This window comes from Syntrophomonas sp. DTU019 (assembly GCA_913757435.1).
In the GTDB taxonomy this organism is placed as follows: Bacteria; Bacillota; Syntrophomonadia; order Syntrophomonadales; family Syntrophomonadaceae; genus DTU019.
On sequence record CAJYDM010000003.1, the window covers coordinates 180,268 to 195,313 of the forward strand.

Sequence of the window (15,046 nt, forward strand, 5' to 3'; positions counted from 1 at the left end):
TGGTGATCGTAGGATGGCACAACCCCGAATGATGACAGCGATGGTGACTCCGTATAACGAAGACTTGAGCGTGAACTACGCCAAAGCGGCCGAGTTGGCCGAGTACCTCTGCGATAATGGCAGTGAGGGTCTAGTAGTATGCGGCACTACGGGCGAGTCGCCTGTATTAAGCGATGAGGAAAAACTGAAACTGTACCAGACCGTGCAGGACCGGGTAGGAGAGCGGGTTCCGGTCTGGGCCGGCACCGGGTGCAACGATACCGCGGCAGTGGTGGAGTTGAGCCAGGCGGCGGCGAAAACTGGAGTGGCCGGGATTATGGTAGTAGCTCCTTATTATAACAAACCGACTCAAGAGGGTTTATACCAGCATTTTCGTAAAGTCGCCGAGAGCGTGACCTTGCCGGTGATGCTCTACAATGTGCCCGGCCGCACCAGTTCCAACCTTTTGCCTGAAACCATTGCGCGTCTCTCCGAGGTGGAGAATATTACCGCCGTCAAAGAGGCCAGCGGCTCAATGGATCAGGTTTCACAACTGTTGAGCCTGATACCTGAGCGGATCAAGGTGTACTCGGGTGACGATTCGCTTACCCTGCCCCTGATGGCCCTGGGAGCCCATGGGGTGGTGAGCATTGCTTCGCATGTGATCGGTTTAGCCATGACAGAAATGATTACAGCATTCGTAGCTGGAGAGGTAGGCAAAGCCAGCCGCCTGCATCGGGAATTATTCCCCATGTTTAAAGGGCTGTTTGTCACCACCAATCCAATCCCGGTCAAAGCGGCTTTGAATATCATGGGTCATGACATGGGAGGTTACCGTCTGCCGTTGACGCCGCCGACGGAAAGCGAACAGGCTTTCTTAAGGCAGCTCTTGGAACGTTATCATCTTATATAATTAATTGATTATAAAACAATTGCAGAGATTAGAGGGGCATTGCGCAAGCCATCCCGAAAGAGTTGGCTTTGGCATTGTCCCTTTTTGCATTGCAGCAATTAATGGCAAGTTGCGCTTGCAGTTGTTACCTGCCTTGATATCAGCTATAATAAGCCAAATGGAAGTGTGCGGTGGTATCTTTCATTAACAACCAATAATTTAATAAGGAGGTGACCGAGTGTCAGAACTTGATTCCCGCTTGCAGATAATTCCCCTGGGCGGATTGGGGGAAGTAGGGAAAAACATGGCGGCAATCAGATACGGTGACACCATTCTGGTAATTGACGCAGGGCTGATGTTCCCCGAGGATGAGCTCCTGGGTATTGATATAGTATTGCCGGATATCACCTATTTGATCGAGAACAAGGAAAAAGTCAAGGCGGTCCTGTTGACCCATGGACACGAGGATCATGTGGGCGGACTGCCCTATATGCTCAAAGAGATCAACCGGCCGGTTTATGGGAGTCGGTTGACAATTGGCATCGCTGCCAACAAACTGCGCGAGCATGATATAGAGGATGCCGCCCTGCATGTGGTCAAACCCCGCGACTGCATCGATTTCGGCGAAATGCAGGTGGAGTTTATCAGGGTATGCCACAGTATCCCTGATTGTATGTGTATCGCCATTCATACCCCCTTGGGGATAGTATTGCATACCGGAGATTTTAAACTCGACCAGACCCCGGTGGACGGACAGACGGTGGATTTTCGTAAACTGGCGGAGATTGCCGAAAAGGGTGTTCTGGTCATGCTGTCCGACAGCACCAACGCTGAGCGGCCCGGATTCACCATGTCCGAAAAAGTGGTGGGCAATACCTTTGATGACCTTTTCGGCAAATGCGATGGCCGCATCATTGTTACCACATTTGCTTCTAATGTGCACCGCATCCAACAGGTGATCCATACTGCCGAAAAATTTAACCGCAAGGTAGCCGTGTCAGGTAGAAGTATGGTCAATAATGTTCAGGTATCAAGTGAACTCGGCTATATAGATATTCCCCCAGGGATACTGGTCGATATTGAAGATATCAGCCAGTACCCTCCCGAGCAGATGGTAATAGTGACTACCGGTTCGCAGGGTGAACCCATGTCAGCCCTCACCCGAATGGCAACCGCCGATCATCGCTGGGTGGCGATCGAGCCCGGTGATACGGTGATTATATCCGCCACCCCCATCCCCGGCAATGAAAAACTGGTAGCCCGTACTGTGGACTTGCTCTACCGCCAGGGTGCGGAGGTCATTTACCAAAAAAGCATGGGGGTGCATGTTTCCGGCCATGCCTCCCAGGAAGAACTTAAGATGCTTTTAAACCTGATCAAACCGCGCTATTTCATGCCTGTACATGGCGAGTACCGGCACCTCATGACCCATGCTAAACTGGCCGAAAGCCTGGATATGCCACGCTCAGCCATCTTCGTGATGGAGAATGGTCAGATTCTGGAGGTGGATGAGGAGAAAGCCGTGATAGCCGGGAAAGTTACTTCAGGCAAGATCCTGGTCGATGGCCTGGGGGTGGGCGATGTTGGCAATATTGTGTTGCGCGACCGTCGGCAACTGGCTCAGGACGGGATCATTATCGTGGTGGTGACTATAGATAAAGAAGTCTTGGAGATAGTAGCCGGCCCTGACCTGGTCAGCCGCGGTTTCGTCTATGTGCGCGAATCCGAGCAATTGATGGAAGATGCCCGCGAAAAGGTCAAGGAAGCCCTGGATATATGCATGAAAAAGGGACTTACGGAATGGGCTATGATCAAGGCTCAGGTAAGAGAGAAACTCAATCGGCATTTGTATGAAAAGACCGGGCGCAGACCCATGATTCTGCCCATAATCATGGAAATATAGCCAGACAAAAGGGGCTGTTCCAACAGGGGCAGCCCCTTGATTATTCCGTTTTTGCACAAAATGCAGGTGGCAAGTGGGAGGGTTGTGGCCTCCTGAACAGCACAAAAGGGACTGCCCTACTATGTCCATTTTGGACATTTAAAACAGTCCCTTTTGATTTACTCCAGAGTAGCCCCAGTCGGGTCCAGGTTGAGGATATTGCCGGGTTGGTAGCGCAGGTCCAGATAATCCATAGGATCAGTGCTTGATACCGATAGGATGCGGATTTTGCCTCCCTCCAGGCCTTCTGCTTCCACGTGCCCCCCGGAAGCCAGTGGTATGCGGTAATTGGCGTGTGCCTCCCAGGAAACCAGACTCATTGGATCTGATGAATACATGATCATTGCAAAAGCCCCTTCTGTTCCTTAAGCTGGTTGATCTTGGCGATGGCATCGCGAATGCCTCCTACCGCATCGATCAAACCGCACTGGACCGCGTCTTCTCCCACCAATACAGTGCCAATATCCCTGGCCAGGTTCCCGGTCCTGAACATCAATTCCCGGAAGGTCTCTTCCGTGATGTGGGAATGCTCCACCACAAAGCGCACCACCCGGTCCTGCATCTTATCCAGGTATTCATAGGTCTGCGGCACCCCGATGACCAATCCGGTCAGACGAATCGGATGTATGGTCATGGTAGCAGTAGGTGCTATCAGTGAGTAATCCGAGCTGACCGCTATGGCTGCACCGATAGAATGCCCTCCGCCCATTACGATAGATACGGTGGGCTTAGAAAGGGATGCAATCATTTCCGATAAGGCCAGGCCGGCCTCTACGTCGCCGCCGACTGTGTTCATAACTATTAATAATCCCTTAATATTGGGATTCTCTTCTACAGCCACCAGTTGGGGTATGAAATGCTCATACTTGGTGGTCTTATTCTGCGGCGGCAATACCATGTGGCCTTCGATCTGCCCGCTGATGGTGAGGCAATGAATATCACTCTTAAACCCTGGCACTTCCGGGGTACCCAGTTCCTTTATGGCATTTATTTTGTCATCTTGCCTGGGTTCTTCCTGATTGGGGAGGTTTGGATCTGTCAAAAGAATTACCCCTTCCTTGATAAATTCTTTGATTAGCATTCCCCAGCCCAATCAAACCTACACCCGCACAAAATCCTTCCATATTAAACCGTCATAGCGAAGAAAGCGGCATGTTTTGAAATGGCTGTGCTATAATTTACTAAGCTAGTTTTCTGGGAGGTATATGGAAATTGACCGTAATACAGGCTCTAATATTAGGCGCAGTGCAAGGATTGACCGAGTTTCTCCCCGTTAGCAGTTCCGGCCACCTGGTGATTTTCCAGCATTGGTTGGGCTTAGAAAACACCCCGCTGGCTTTTGACGTGTTGGTGCATATTGGCACACTTTTGGCGGTTTTCGTGGCCTTTTGGTCCGACATCGCCGCTTTGCTGAGAAAACCCTGGAGCAAGCTGACCTTTCTGATAGTTGCTGGTTGCATCCCTGCGGCGGCAGCAGGCTTTCTTTTGGAACCGATTTTTGAACAGACTTTTAAATCATTATTAGTGGTGGGAATCGGTTTGCTGATAACCGGTGTGGTACTGATGGTATCCGAAAAATGGGCATTAGCCCATCCGGGGCTTAAAGAGATCGAAGAGACCAGCTATAAGGATGTCTTGTTTGTGGGACTTTTGCAGGCTATAGCCATCGTGCCAGGGATCTCCCGCTCTGGTTCCACCATTTCAGCAGGTCTTTTAGCGGGAATGGAAAGGCCTTTTGCAGCCCGCTTCTCCTTCTTGCTCTCTATTCCAGTTATCCTGGGTGCCGGGCTTTTGGAGCTCAAGGACCTGGGCGGCGGAGCTATGGGCGGTATTTCAGCTGCGGCCATCATCACCGGCCTGTTGTCGGCCGCTTTGTTCGGCTATATAGCCATTAAAGTGGTCTTGCGCCTGGTGAACCAGGGACGCCTTTCGATATTCTCATGGTATGTATGGGCACTAGGGCTTGCAACCCTGGGCTGGTATTTTATGAGCTAGAAGACAGAGCCTTTATAATTACGGCTGTGTGGCAGGAATTATACAGATATAGGAGAAATCACCAATTAAACCTTGACTTTAGACAGACACTGGGAGGCTGTGATGGCAGTCAAAAAAAAGAACGCCACCCGTACCCGGACGGTAAAAGTCACCCCTGCGGTGGATAAAAAAGCATCGCCCGGTGCGCTGGAACACCTTAAATTTGATATATTATCGCTGCTGGCTTTTACCCTGGCGGTGTTTGCCTTTGTATGCCTGCGCAAAGCCCAGGGATTGCCGGATGACAGCCGCATCATCGGCTGGCTGGGGACAGGCATCAAGGCAGGGCTGGAGTTTTTATGCGGTGACGCAGCGGCTCTGGGACCGTTGTTCCTTCTAGGCTGGTCAGCCCACTTGGGTATCAACAAGAACACTTGGTCGACTCAGATGTGGGGGTTTTTGATCGTCAGTCTGGTGGGAATTACTATGGTAGCGGTATATAAAACTCCCGCTGGCATGAATCATTGGGAAGCCGGACAGGCCGGGCTGGGTGGAGGTTATCTGGGCGGGAGCCTGGCTTATATCTTGACCCGGTTGGTAGGCAATGTGGGTCTGAGCATACTGGCATTGTTCGCCGGGTTGGTAGGGGTATTGATGCTGATCGATCAACCTGCCGAAACCATTCTCAAAACCCTGCGCAAAGGCCTACTGCAGGCTAAGGTACGCCTTGACGAGGTCATGTTTTATCAGGCTCCTGCGGAGGAAAACCAACCGTCGCCAGTCAATCTGGCCCCGGTAGTGATAGAACCTGAAACAGCAGTTCCCCGGCGTGAAGAGCGCCCCCCGGTGCCGATAGTAGATATCCAGCAGCCGCTGCCTATGGCAGCTGTTCAGGCGGATCCCGAGCCAGTCGCGCCTCTGCAGCTTGTCAAAGCACGGCCCCGCCAGGAGGAAAACTACTGCCTGCCTCCATTAGATCTGTTGAGTGATGTCAGCAATGAACGGCTTATTGATAAAAAGAACATTAAAGAGAGTATCACCGTATTGGAGGACACGTTCGCCAGCTTTGGAGTGGCGGTCAAGGTAAACCAGGTGAGCTGCGGCCCGGCAGTCACCCGCTATGAATTGACCCCGGGTGCGGGAGTGAAAATCAGCCGCATCATCAGCCTGACCGATGACCTGCAGCTCAACTTGGCGGCACCGGGCATCCGTATCGAGGCCCCTATACCTGGAAAAGCCGCCATCGGCATCGAGGTGCCTAACCGCAAAATACTCAGTGTGGGCTTACGCAGTCTGATATCATCTCCAGCCTTCAAGAAGCTGAAGAGTCCGTTGGCTTTCGCCCTGGGGGAGGATATCAGCGGCAATGCGGTAGTGGCCCGCTTAGGTGATATGCCCCATTTACTGATAGCGGGCTCTACCGGTTCGGGCAAGAGTGTGTGTTTGAACTGTATTATTATGAGCATGTTGTATCACAGCACACCAACAGAACTTAAGATGGTATTTATCGATCCCAAGATGGTGGAGTTGACCGTTTACAACGGCATACCGCACTTGATGACTCCAGTGGTGACCGATCCCAAAAAGGCCTCTTTGATTCTGCGCTGGATGGTCAGGGAGATGGAGAAGCGCTATCAGCTCTTCGCCAGCAGCGGAGCCCGGGACATTCTGCGCTACAATCAGATCACTGCCGAGAAACTGCCGTATATTGTTATAATCATCGATGAACTGGCCGATTTAATGATGGTAGCACCCGTAGATGTGGAAGATGCCATTTGCCGCCTGGCCCAAATGGCCCGTGCTGCCGGCATGCATCTCATCGTAGCCACACAGCGGCCTTCGGTCGATGTAGTCACAGGCATAATCAAGGCCAATATTCCTTCACGGATAGCATTTGCGGTTTCATCCCAGACCGATTCCCGTACCATACTGGACTCTGGCGGGGCTGAGAAACTGCTGGGCAAAGGAGATATGCTGTTTCTCCCCGTGGGAGCAGCCAAGCCCTTCCGCATTCAGGGGGCTTATGTCTCTGATCGTGATATCGAACAGACCGTGGAGTACATAAAAGCTCAGTTCAATGAAGCCGATACGCCTGATGAGATCGAAACCCTGGAATTGGAAGACGGTGATGACGGTGATGGCAGCGAAGATGAACTGTTCTGGGATGCCCTGAAGATTTTCGTCGAAGGGAAAAAGGCTTCAGTTTCACTCTTGCAGAGACGTTTGCGGGTGGGCTATGCCCGCGCTGCCAGATTAGTTGATATGATGGAAGAAAGAGGCCTGATATCAGAGCAGGATAACAATAAACGACGCGAAGTCTTGATTGATGAGGAGCAATTTGAAAAACTATACGCCAGGAATAAACTATGTTAGTATGAAAATCAAGAGATCAATCGTTCAGCAAGGGGAGCAATCATGCGGTTAACCTCCCGGGAAAAGGAGATTCTCGACCTGCTCAAGAAGGAACCCCTCATATCCCAGGAGGAAATGGCCCAGAGGTTCGGAATCACCCGCTCTTCGGTAGCGGTGCATATATCCAACCTGATGAAGAAAGGCGTGATCCTGGGTAAAGGCTATGTGCTGAATGAGGCGGTTTCTGTTGTTGTCTTGGGGAACTGTGTGCTGACCGTAGAGGTCAAGAAACAGGGCGGGGCAACTGCAATCGATTTAAACTGGGGTGGTTTTGCATACAAAGCCAGCCAGACCCTGGCCGACTTCGGGTCGAATGTTAAGATAGTATCTGTTATTGGAAACGATGAACAGGGAGACTTAATGGTCAGTCACCTGTCCAGTAAAAAGGTTGACATATCCAATATATACCGCCATAACAGTCGGCGTACCACCCGTCAGATAAGATGTGATGGGGAAATACTATTTAGCGAAGGCTTTTTCGCCGATGATTATGAAAAGGCGCTAAACCTCCGCGAATGGGTCATATTCAATTGTGAATGGCTGGTGGTTGAGCCTGCCTGGCAGGAATATGTTTATCGCAAGGCGTTGAGCAAGGATGGGGAGAAACTGCCCTGTATGTGCACCTGTTTGAGCCTGGAGCATGGTCAAACCCTCCCTGAGTATCTGGATGGTTATGATGTTGTGGTTTTAGGTTTGGAGGATCTGTTCAAATTCGATTCTTATCGAGGCCCGATTCAGGAGTTGATAGATGCTGGGATGGAACACTGTATAATAACAGATGGCCATTCTGCCGTAATACATATGAAACAACAAGGAATTCAAGAATATTCCTTACTTCCTAATCAGTCGTTTCATTATTCCCGTCAACTGTTGTACCTATTGTGTGGCCTGGTATATGGCCTCTCCAATAATTATCCCCTGCGGCAAGCGGTGCGCATGGGCGTAGGCACAGCAACAGCGGGTTCGTGATGACAGACCAACTGGTTTTGACCATATAAAGGAGTTGACAAAATGCAATTTGGTCAGGTTTTTAAGGACAAAAGGCTGAGTATGGGGCTTACTCTTGAGTATATTGAAGAAGAGACTAAAATACGCAAGCTTTATCTGGATGCCATCGAGAAGGAAAGGTTCAATATCCTGCCACCACGAGTCTATGCGACCGGTTTTGTAAAGAAGTATGCCCGCTATTTAAATCTTGACGAAACAGAAATGGTGAACCTGTTTGTGGAGATGGCCTACGGGCATGAGGAAGTGGAAATAACCATGGTAGAGCCCCGCAAAACCAGGCCTGATTTTCAGCTTCAATCTATGAACTGGCGCAATATAATTGTGGCCGGCACTTTCTTGCTGGCGGTAGTGTGGGTGGGCAATATGGTGGTAGGAGCCATTACCGATCGCAGCCCTAATGTGGCTGACAAGGTCCCGCAACAGCAGCAGAGCCAGCCGGCCACGCCTCCCAAGGCGCCCAGCAATGAGACCGACAACAACCAAGACAATCCCCTTAATCCCACTCAGAGCGCCACAGTGCGTGTGTCCGCCCTGAGCGACTGTTGGGTTAAGGCTATCGTGGACGGTCAGACAGTATTCTCCAGCACCCTCACCGCAGGACAGGAAAAGGTCTTTGAGGGGCGTGAAGCGGTCTTGTTGACGGTAGGCAATGCCGGGGGGATCGAGGTCTATTATAACGGAGATAAAATCGGACCCTTAGGAGAGAGGGGCGAGGTTATCCAGAAGGAGTTCCGGGTAGCCCGCTTAGGTTCGTAGCAAAGGATTTAGCAGTGAATATAGGCCTAATAAGCCTGGGATGTTCCAAGAACAGGGTTGACAGTGAAGTGATGCTATATCGGCTTAAAAAAGCCGGTCACCGTTTGGTATCCCAGCCTGAAAAAGCGGATTTGATAATAGTCAATACCTGCGCTTTCATTGATGATGCCCGCCAGGAAGCTGTCGACAAACTCATAGCGACCGGGCAATTAAAAAGCGGGGGACAACTGAAATATCTGGTTGCTGCCGGATGTCTGGCGCAGCGCTATCGTGAATATTTGCTGGAAGAGATGCCTGAACTGGACGCTTTAGTAGGCATCTCTCATTGTGATGAGATAGACAAAATTGTAGATCAAATACAGACCGGTCAAAGGGTCATAGCCTGCCAGGAACCTGGGACAGAGAGCCTGAACTTCAGCGGACGGGTGCTCACCACCCCCAAAGGCATGGCTTACCTGCGCATTGCCGATGGGTGTGACAACCGCTGCACTTATTGCGCTATCCCCACCATACGAGGGGGGTTGCGTTCCCGGCTTTTGCCTCAGCTGCTTCAGGAAGCCTCCCGTTTGGTTGAAAAAGACCAGGTTAGGGAATTGGTAGTTATCGCTCAGGATACCGCCGCCTACGGTATGGACCTGTATGCCCAAAAAGCACTGCCAGAACTTCTAGACGGTTTGCAGAACATCGAAGGGCTAGAGTGGATACGATTGATGTACCTTCACCCGGCACATTTGGATGAGGTGCTGATTGAGGCGATTGCCTCTCATGATAAGGTAGTGCCCTACCTGGATATTCCTGTGCAGCATGTATCAGACCGCATCCTGGCTGCCATGAACCGCAAGCATGACAGCTTACATTTGCAAAAGCTGTTGGTCAGGATAAAGAGTCAGATTCCGGGGTTAGTGCTGCGGACCACGGTGATGACAGGGTTTCCTGGAGAAAGTCGGGATGATTTCCAGCGCCTCTATGATTTTGTAGCTGAAACCAGGTTTGACTGGCTGGGCGCGTTCCGTTACAACCCTGAGGAAGACACCGCAGCGGCATTGATGCCCGCTATAGTTCCTGATGAAGTCAGTCAGGAGCGACTGGACAGAATAATGAAATTACAGAGCCGCATCAGCCGCAGCCAAAACATTGCCCGCATCGGCACCCGGCAAAAGGTATTGATTACCGAGAAGGTTTCCAGGCATCTCTACCTGGGGAGAGGTTATTATCAGGCACCAGAGGTCGATGGCATAACCATGATCAGAAGCGCCCGGGCATTGCCCGTCGGCGAGTTTGTCAAGTCCGAACTTAAAGCGGTCAAGAATTACGATATGATCGGAGAGGCAGAAGATGAATCTTCCCAATAGTCTTACTTTATTGCGCATTATTTTAATACCGGTCTTCGTCGTCATTATCTCGGTCAAGGTGCCCAATGGCGATTACATAGCAGCAGCAATATTTGTTATCGCGGCACTAACCGACAGCCTGGATGGCTATCTGGCCCGCAAGATGAAACAGGTTACCAAATTGGGGATAATACTCGACCCCTTAGCCGACAAACTCCTGATCACCGCCGCCTTGATAAGCCTGGTGGAACTCGGGCGGGTACCTGGATGGATAGCCATAGTCATCTTAGGCCGGGAGTTTGCGGTATCCGGATTGCGTATCCTCAAGGCGGAGGAAGGGGTCATCATTCCCGCCAGTATGTGGGGCAAAATAAAGACCATCAGCCAGATCGTGGCAGTGGTAGCGATTATCTTGCAGGATAATTTTGCAGTCACTACTTTTCTGTCCCTGGGGACATGGTTGCTATATTTGGCTTTAATAATCACCGTCTATTCGGGTGGTGAATACTTTTACCGTTACATAAGAACAAGGGAACTGCTGTGAGTTCTATCCAGGACTGATTGTGGTGGTAATCAATACCATATAGCCAACATGACAGGGCCGCTAAATGCGGCCTTTAATTATTCAGGGGCTGGTTGCCCTACCATATATTGTCCAAAGTTAGGGACTTTAGTCTATGTTATAATTACGGGAAAAGGGGGTTGGCTAAATGAAAAAAGGCGATTTTAGAACTGCCATTTCCCTGCTGGTCTTTGTTTGTGCACTGGGGCTGCTGCTGGGTGGCTACCAGTTATATTCCAAGTATGGCATGGTCAACCCGCTGGAACGCGAGTTGCAGGCTCGTCCAGCCATTGCCAAAGTCGAGATATCAAAAGTGGAGGGGCAATACCATTTCGCGGTTGAACTCCAGGAGGTCGAAAACCTGCAGAAGGAGTACCAGGCCATAGTGGAGATCTTGGATAAAAACCTAAAAGGTGGCCCTTATCAGCTGATTTTGACCGATCCTGAGGACAAGGTGCTACAGCAAGCCTATCTGCATCTTCAGCCGGCCATATATGAGGCTGCGGCCACGCATCGCTATGTATGGCTGGAGGAGACTGTAAGCCAATATGCGGTCGACGCTGGCATCAACTATCGCCTCTACGTCGATGACCGCTATTTATACCTGCATCTGGCTGAAGGGGAGCACAGTCTTTACCGAGTCATTGAAGTGAAAAGCAGCCAGAACATTACCTAGGTGAGGAGAATCGCAGATGAAAGAAATTTTGATAGGGCTGGGAGCTGCCGTGTTGGTCTTCCTGGCCATTATCGACGTTAATATCATGCCCTTAATGCTGTTTGGGGGGCTGGCGGTTGTCGCCTATATGTTCTTGAACATGCAGGGAGCGATCCGATTCAGCATTCTGGGTGGACAGCAGAGCAAAAAGCGCAGCCAGGAAATCTCCTTTGATGATATCGGGGGGCAGGATACCGCCATAAATGAATTGGGCGAAGCCTTAGAGTTCCTGCGCTGCCCTGAACTGATCAGCAGGATGGGCATAAGGCCGCTGAAGGGGGTACTCTTAGTCGGACCGCCAGGCACCGGTAAAACCCTGATGGCTAAAGCTGCGGCCAATTATACCAGTTCGGTATTCATCGCCGCTTCAGGCAGTGAGTTCATTGAGATGTATGCCGGGGTAGGGGCGAAACGAGTTAGACAATTATTCACTGAGGCTCGCAAAAAAGCCGCTAAACAGAACAGTTCCAGCGCCATAATCTTTATCGATGAATTGGAGATCCTGGGGGCTAAAAGGGGCAAGAACACCAGTCACATGGAATACGACCAGACCTTGAACCAACTGTTGGTGGAGATGGATGGTGTCAATCCCGATGATTCAGTGCGCATTCTGCTTATCGGGGCCACCAACCGCGCTGATATGCTGGATCCGGCTCTTTTAAGGCCAGGACGTTTTGACCGCCAGGTTCAGGTCGACCTGCCTGACAGGCAGGGGCGCAGAAAGATACTGGAGATTCACACCCGCAATAAACCGCTGGCTAACTACGAAGATCTTGATACTATCGCGGCTGCAACCTTCGGCTTTTCCGGGGCCCACCTGGAGAGCTTGGCCAATGAAGCCGCCATACTGGCCATGCGGGAGAAAAGCCATCAGGTTATGAGTTATCACTTCAATGAAGCCATCGATAAGGTGATACTGGGTGAAAAACTAGACCGCAAGCCTTCTATAGAGGAAATTGAACGGGTCAGCGTGCATGAGAGCGGTCATGCCTTGTTGAGTGAGACTTTGATGCCGGGTTCGGTATCCTCAGTCACTATAGTGCCGCGTGGCCAGGCCTTGGGCTTTATGCGCAAGAATCCTCCCGATGACCAATATCTATATACTCGTGAGCAATTGGAGAATGAGATCATGATAGCCCTGGGAGGCGCAGCAGCCGAGGAAATCAAATACGGCAACCGCAGCACCGGAGCCCGAGGTGATTTCAAAGTCTGCTGGGACACTGCCCGGCAAATAGTGGAGGCGGGATTATCCTCCTTGGGAATCGTACATGCCGATGACCTTCCTCAGGACAGCCTCTTTAAAGAGTGCAAGCAAATCATCATGGACCTTGAGGAACGGACCATTAAAACTTTGCTGGATAAAAAGGAGTCCCTATTGTCACTGGCGTCCAGTATTCAGAAAGAGGAGACCATAGACCGACAGCGCTTTGTGGAACTCATCAACTAGCTTACAAACGGGCATGGGACGGTTTTGTGCCCGTCCCCATACCCGCATTGGTTGATAGCCATCCTGTACCCAAACCGAATGAGCCCTTCAAGAACCACCCCTGCCTACAGTTCGATGCGGTGGTTATAGATCCAAACTGAGCCCAGATAGATGAAGCTGCTGGCAGTTAATAAGGATACGGTGCACAAGAGCAGTAACTTGTTGAAGGCCGCCACAGTCCACTGATCAGCCAGCAACAATGAGAAATAAGGGCTGAATGGGTATGCCAACAGAGCGCCCAGATACTGTACCACATACAACAGGACGATAAAAACCACCAAAGTAACCAGACCTGAATGGGATCTCACCAATTTGCCCACCATCTGACTGCCGAAACTGATACTCACCAGATAAACCAATCCCGCCATGCTGAGGATGTAACAGAGCATCCCCGTGCCCAGCAACTGATTCAAGTTTATCTCCGGATGAATATATAATTGCCTGATAGCCGCACCGATTTCCGGGCCGGCCAGGGCTAAACTGACCAGAACCGAGCTGACCGCCACGGCCATAGTCCCTGCCACATATTGGGTCAGTAAAGCGGCGGCTTTAGCTCCCAATACCGCAGTTCCTTTGACCGGCAGGGATAACAGCATATAGATGGTATTGCTCTTCCATTCTCGGGAGATCAGCTTGAAAGAGGAGATAAAAGGCAGCAAGCCGGCCAGTCCCAAAAGCATCAGATTGGGCACTATGAGTAAATGCACATAAGGGCCATGATTCAATTTGAAAAAAAGATATACATTGACCAGTACCGCCAGTACGGTTACGATTACTATGTCTATGGCCAGTTCGCGCAGCTCTTTGCGGTATAGGGCGGAAAACATCCGATAACCATTAGCCTGCATGACGAAATGCCTCCTTCATAATTTCTAGCAGGGACATACCCCGCTCCTGGCGCAGGTCTTCAGCATTTCCCTGAAGCTGGACAGAACCCTGCCGGATAAATATAACCTCATCAACTATGCCTTCAACCTCGGCGATTTCATGGGTGGATATGATTATGCTCTGCTCGCCCTCACGAAAATCGCGGATCAGGGTCTTTATGATTTCCTCTCTGGTGAGCACATCGATCCCGGACAGGGGTTCATCCATCAGAACATATGGCGCTCGACGGGACAGGGTCAGCAAAAGTTTGACCTTGGCACGTTGTCCTTTGGAGATAGCCGAAATTTTCATATCCTTATTCAGATTTAAGTATTCCATGAGCTCCCCAAATCTCACTTCATCCCAGTCGGCATAGAATGATTGCAAAAACCGCGCCGCCTGCCGTATATCCATCCAACTGTAAAAATGGTCGATTTCAGGCAAAAAAGCCACTTTCATCTTGAGATCCTGCGGGCTTCCTCCGTCGATCAATACACGTCCGGAATCTGGTCGGTTAAGCCCGGCGATCATTTTCAAGGCTGTGGATTTGCCAGCGCCATTGGGACCGAACAACCCGCTTATGTTTCCCGCCCTAAACTGCGCTGAAAAATCATTTAAGGCCACAGTGCGGCCGAATCTCTTGCTTACCTGCTGGAACTCGATCACTAATCATTACCTCCTTGTAGTTCGATCTGGTCTATCAACTGCTTTACTATCTCCTGGTTATCAAAGCCCAGTTCGCGCATTTCCAGCAGATACTGCTGCACATATTCTCTGGCCAGTTGGGCTTTGCTATGTTCCAGGTTTTGTTCTGAAATTTTCACAAAGGTTCCTTGACCGCGCAAAGTTTCCACCAGGTCTTGTTGTTCCATTTCCCGATAAGCCCGCTGAACGGTGTTGGGATTGACCCGGGCCATCTCGGCATATTCGCGCTGAGAGGGAATTTTATCACCGAATTTAAGTTCGCCGCGAATCATCTTTTTTAGATATTCGCTGATGATTTGGCGATAAATAGGTCGTGAAGGGTCGAAAGACACTGGCTCACCTCCCGTCTAGTGTACTATAACACTAGTGTACTATAACCATATTTGATTTGCAAACGCTTTATTGAGGAATGAATGG

Annotated in this window: 15 protein-coding genes; 10 read left to right on the plus strand and 5 right to left on the minus strand. The window is 50.6% G+C overall.

What is annotated here, in order from left to right; all coding sequences use genetic code 11:
* Positions 1-13 precede the first annotated feature (13 nt).
* Both dapA and AC15IQ_RS09730 read left to right on the plus strand, forming a co-directional pair.
* Positions 14-892, plus strand: coding sequence for a 4-hydroxy-tetrahydrodipicolinate synthase (gene dapA, locus AC15IQ_RS09725; protein WP_483178820.1), 879 nt, complete (start codon positions 14-16; stop codon positions 890-892).
* A gap of 217 nt (positions 893-1,109) precedes the next feature.
* On the plus strand, positions 1,110-2,774 hold the full coding sequence (locus AC15IQ_RS09730; protein WP_483178822.1) for a ribonuclease J: 1,665 nt from the start codon (positions 1,110-1,112) through the stop codon (positions 2,772-2,774).
* A gap of 158 nt (positions 2,775-2,932) precedes the next feature.
* On the opposite strand, the gene AC15IQ_RS09735 is transcribed toward AC15IQ_RS09730, so the two are convergent.
* On the minus strand, positions 2,933-3,151 hold the full coding sequence (locus AC15IQ_RS09735) for a YlzJ-like family protein (protein WP_483178823.1): 219 nt from the start codon (positions 3,149-3,151) through the stop codon (positions 2,933-2,935).
* Positions 3,152-3,153: 2 nt separating this feature from the next.
* The gene (locus tag AC15IQ_RS09740) at positions 3,154-3,894 is read right to left on the minus strand and encodes a ClpP family protease (protein ID WP_483178824.1); all 741 of its coding nucleotides are present in this window, start codon (positions 3,892-3,894) and stop codon (positions 3,154-3,156) included.
* A 131-nt stretch (positions 3,895-4,025) separates the two neighbouring features.
* Here AC15IQ_RS09740 and AC15IQ_RS09745 point away from each other — a divergent pair, with 131 nt between their 5' ends.
* The 8 genes from AC15IQ_RS09745 (at position 4,026) to AC15IQ_RS09780 (ending at position 13,018) form a co-directional block, all read left to right on the plus strand.
* Positions 4,026-4,808 carry an undecaprenyl-diphosphate phosphatase gene (locus AC15IQ_RS09745; RefSeq protein WP_483178825.1) on the plus strand — a complete coding sequence of 261 codons (783 nt, stop codon included), beginning with the start codon at positions 4,026-4,028 and terminating at the stop codon, positions 4,806-4,808.
* 102 nt (positions 4,809-4,910) lie between these two features.
* On the plus strand, positions 4,911-7,160 hold the full coding sequence (locus AC15IQ_RS09750; protein WP_483178827.1) for a DNA translocase FtsK: 2,250 nt from the start codon (positions 4,911-4,913) through the stop codon (positions 7,158-7,160).
* 42 nt (positions 7,161-7,202) lie between these two features.
* On the plus strand, positions 7,203-8,168 hold the full coding sequence (locus AC15IQ_RS09755; protein ID WP_483178828.1) for a winged helix-turn-helix transcriptional regulator: 966 nt from the start codon (positions 7,203-7,205) through the stop codon (positions 8,166-8,168).
* 42 nt (positions 8,169-8,210) lie between these two features.
* Entirely contained in the window at positions 8,211-8,963 is a 753-nt protein-coding gene (locus AC15IQ_RS09760; RefSeq protein WP_483178830.1) for a helix-turn-helix domain-containing protein, read from the plus strand.
* Between the two features lie 14 nt (positions 8,964-8,977).
* Entirely contained in the window at positions 8,978-10,315 is a 1,338-nt protein-coding gene (gene rimO, locus AC15IQ_RS09765) for a 30S ribosomal protein S12 methylthiotransferase RimO (protein ID WP_483178831.1), read from the plus strand.
* Positions 10,299-10,838, plus strand: coding sequence for a CDP-diacylglycerol--glycerol-3-phosphate 3-phosphatidyltransferase (pgsA, locus tag AC15IQ_RS09770; protein WP_483178832.1), 540 nt, complete (start codon positions 10,299-10,301; stop codon positions 10,836-10,838). The genes rimO and pgsA overlap by 17 nt, the downstream gene beginning before the upstream one ends.
* 166 nt (positions 10,839-11,004) lie before the next feature.
* On the plus strand, positions 11,005-11,532 hold the full coding sequence (locus AC15IQ_RS09775; RefSeq protein ID WP_483178834.1) for a hypothetical protein: 528 nt from the start codon (positions 11,005-11,007) through the stop codon (positions 11,530-11,532).
* A 16-nt stretch (positions 11,533-11,548) separates the two neighbouring features.
* On the plus strand, positions 11,549-13,018 hold the full coding sequence (locus tag AC15IQ_RS09780; protein ID WP_483178835.1) for an AAA family ATPase: 1,470 nt from the start codon (positions 11,549-11,551) through the stop codon (positions 13,016-13,018).
* Positions 13,019-13,122: 104 nt separating this feature from the next.
* Here AC15IQ_RS09780 and AC15IQ_RS09785 read toward each other — a convergent pair whose 3' ends face one another.
* The 3 genes from AC15IQ_RS09785 to AC15IQ_RS09795 are packed head-to-tail and all read right to left on the minus strand — an operon-like array spanning position 13,123 to position 14,961.
* A complete protein-coding gene (locus tag AC15IQ_RS09785; RefSeq protein WP_483178836.1) occupies positions 13,123-13,905 on the minus strand; it encodes a hypothetical protein in 783 nt (260 codons plus the stop codon).
* Complete coding sequence (locus tag AC15IQ_RS09790) at positions 13,895-14,590, minus strand: ABC transporter ATP-binding protein (RefSeq protein WP_483178837.1); 696 nt, start codon at positions 14,588-14,590, stop codon at positions 13,895-13,897. Before AC15IQ_RS09790 ends, AC15IQ_RS09785 begins: the two co-directional genes overlap by 11 nt.
* A complete protein-coding gene (locus AC15IQ_RS09795) occupies positions 14,590-14,961 on the minus strand; it encodes a GntR family transcriptional regulator (protein ID WP_483178839.1) in 372 nt (123 codons plus the stop codon). Before AC15IQ_RS09795 ends, AC15IQ_RS09790 begins: the two co-directional genes overlap by 1 nt.
* Positions 14,962-15,046: the final 85 nt, after the last annotated feature.

Bases quoted from the DNA above. Each gene is read 5' to 3' on its own strand.
- AC15IQ_RS09750 (WP_483178827.1), top strand. From the start codon at position 4,911: ATGGCAGTCAAAAAAAAGAACGCCACCCGTACCCGGACGGTAAAAGTC.
- AC15IQ_RS09775 (WP_483178834.1), top strand. From the start codon at position 11,005: ATGAAAAAAGGCGATTTTAGAACTGCCATTTCCCTGCTGGTCTTTGTT.
- AC15IQ_RS09785 (WP_483178836.1), bottom strand. From the start codon at position 13,905: ATGCAGGCTAATGGTTATCGGATGTTTTCCGCCCTATACCGCAAAGAG.
- AC15IQ_RS09755 (WP_483178828.1), top strand. From the start codon at position 7,203: ATGCGGTTAACCTCCCGGGAAAAGGAGATTCTCGACCTGCTCAAGAAG.
- AC15IQ_RS09735 (WP_483178823.1), bottom strand. From the start codon at position 3,151: ATGTATTCATCAGATCCAATGAGTCTGGTTTCCTGGGAGGCACACGCC.
- AC15IQ_RS09780 (WP_483178835.1), top strand. From the start codon at position 11,549: ATGAAAGAAATTTTGATAGGGCTGGGAGCTGCCGTGTTGGTCTTCCTG.
- pgsA (WP_483178832.1), top strand. From the start codon at position 10,299: ATGAATCTTCCCAATAGTCTTACTTTATTGCGCATTATTTTAATACCG.
- AC15IQ_RS09740 (WP_483178824.1), bottom strand. From the start codon at position 3,894: ATGCTAATCAAAGAATTTATCAAGGAAGGGGTAATTCTTTTGACAGAT.
- AC15IQ_RS09760 (WP_483178830.1), top strand. From the start codon at position 8,211: ATGCAATTTGGTCAGGTTTTTAAGGACAAAAGGCTGAGTATGGGGCTT.
- dapA (WP_483178820.1), top strand. From the start codon at position 14: ATGGCACAACCCCGAATGATGACAGCGATGGTGACTCCGTATAACGAA.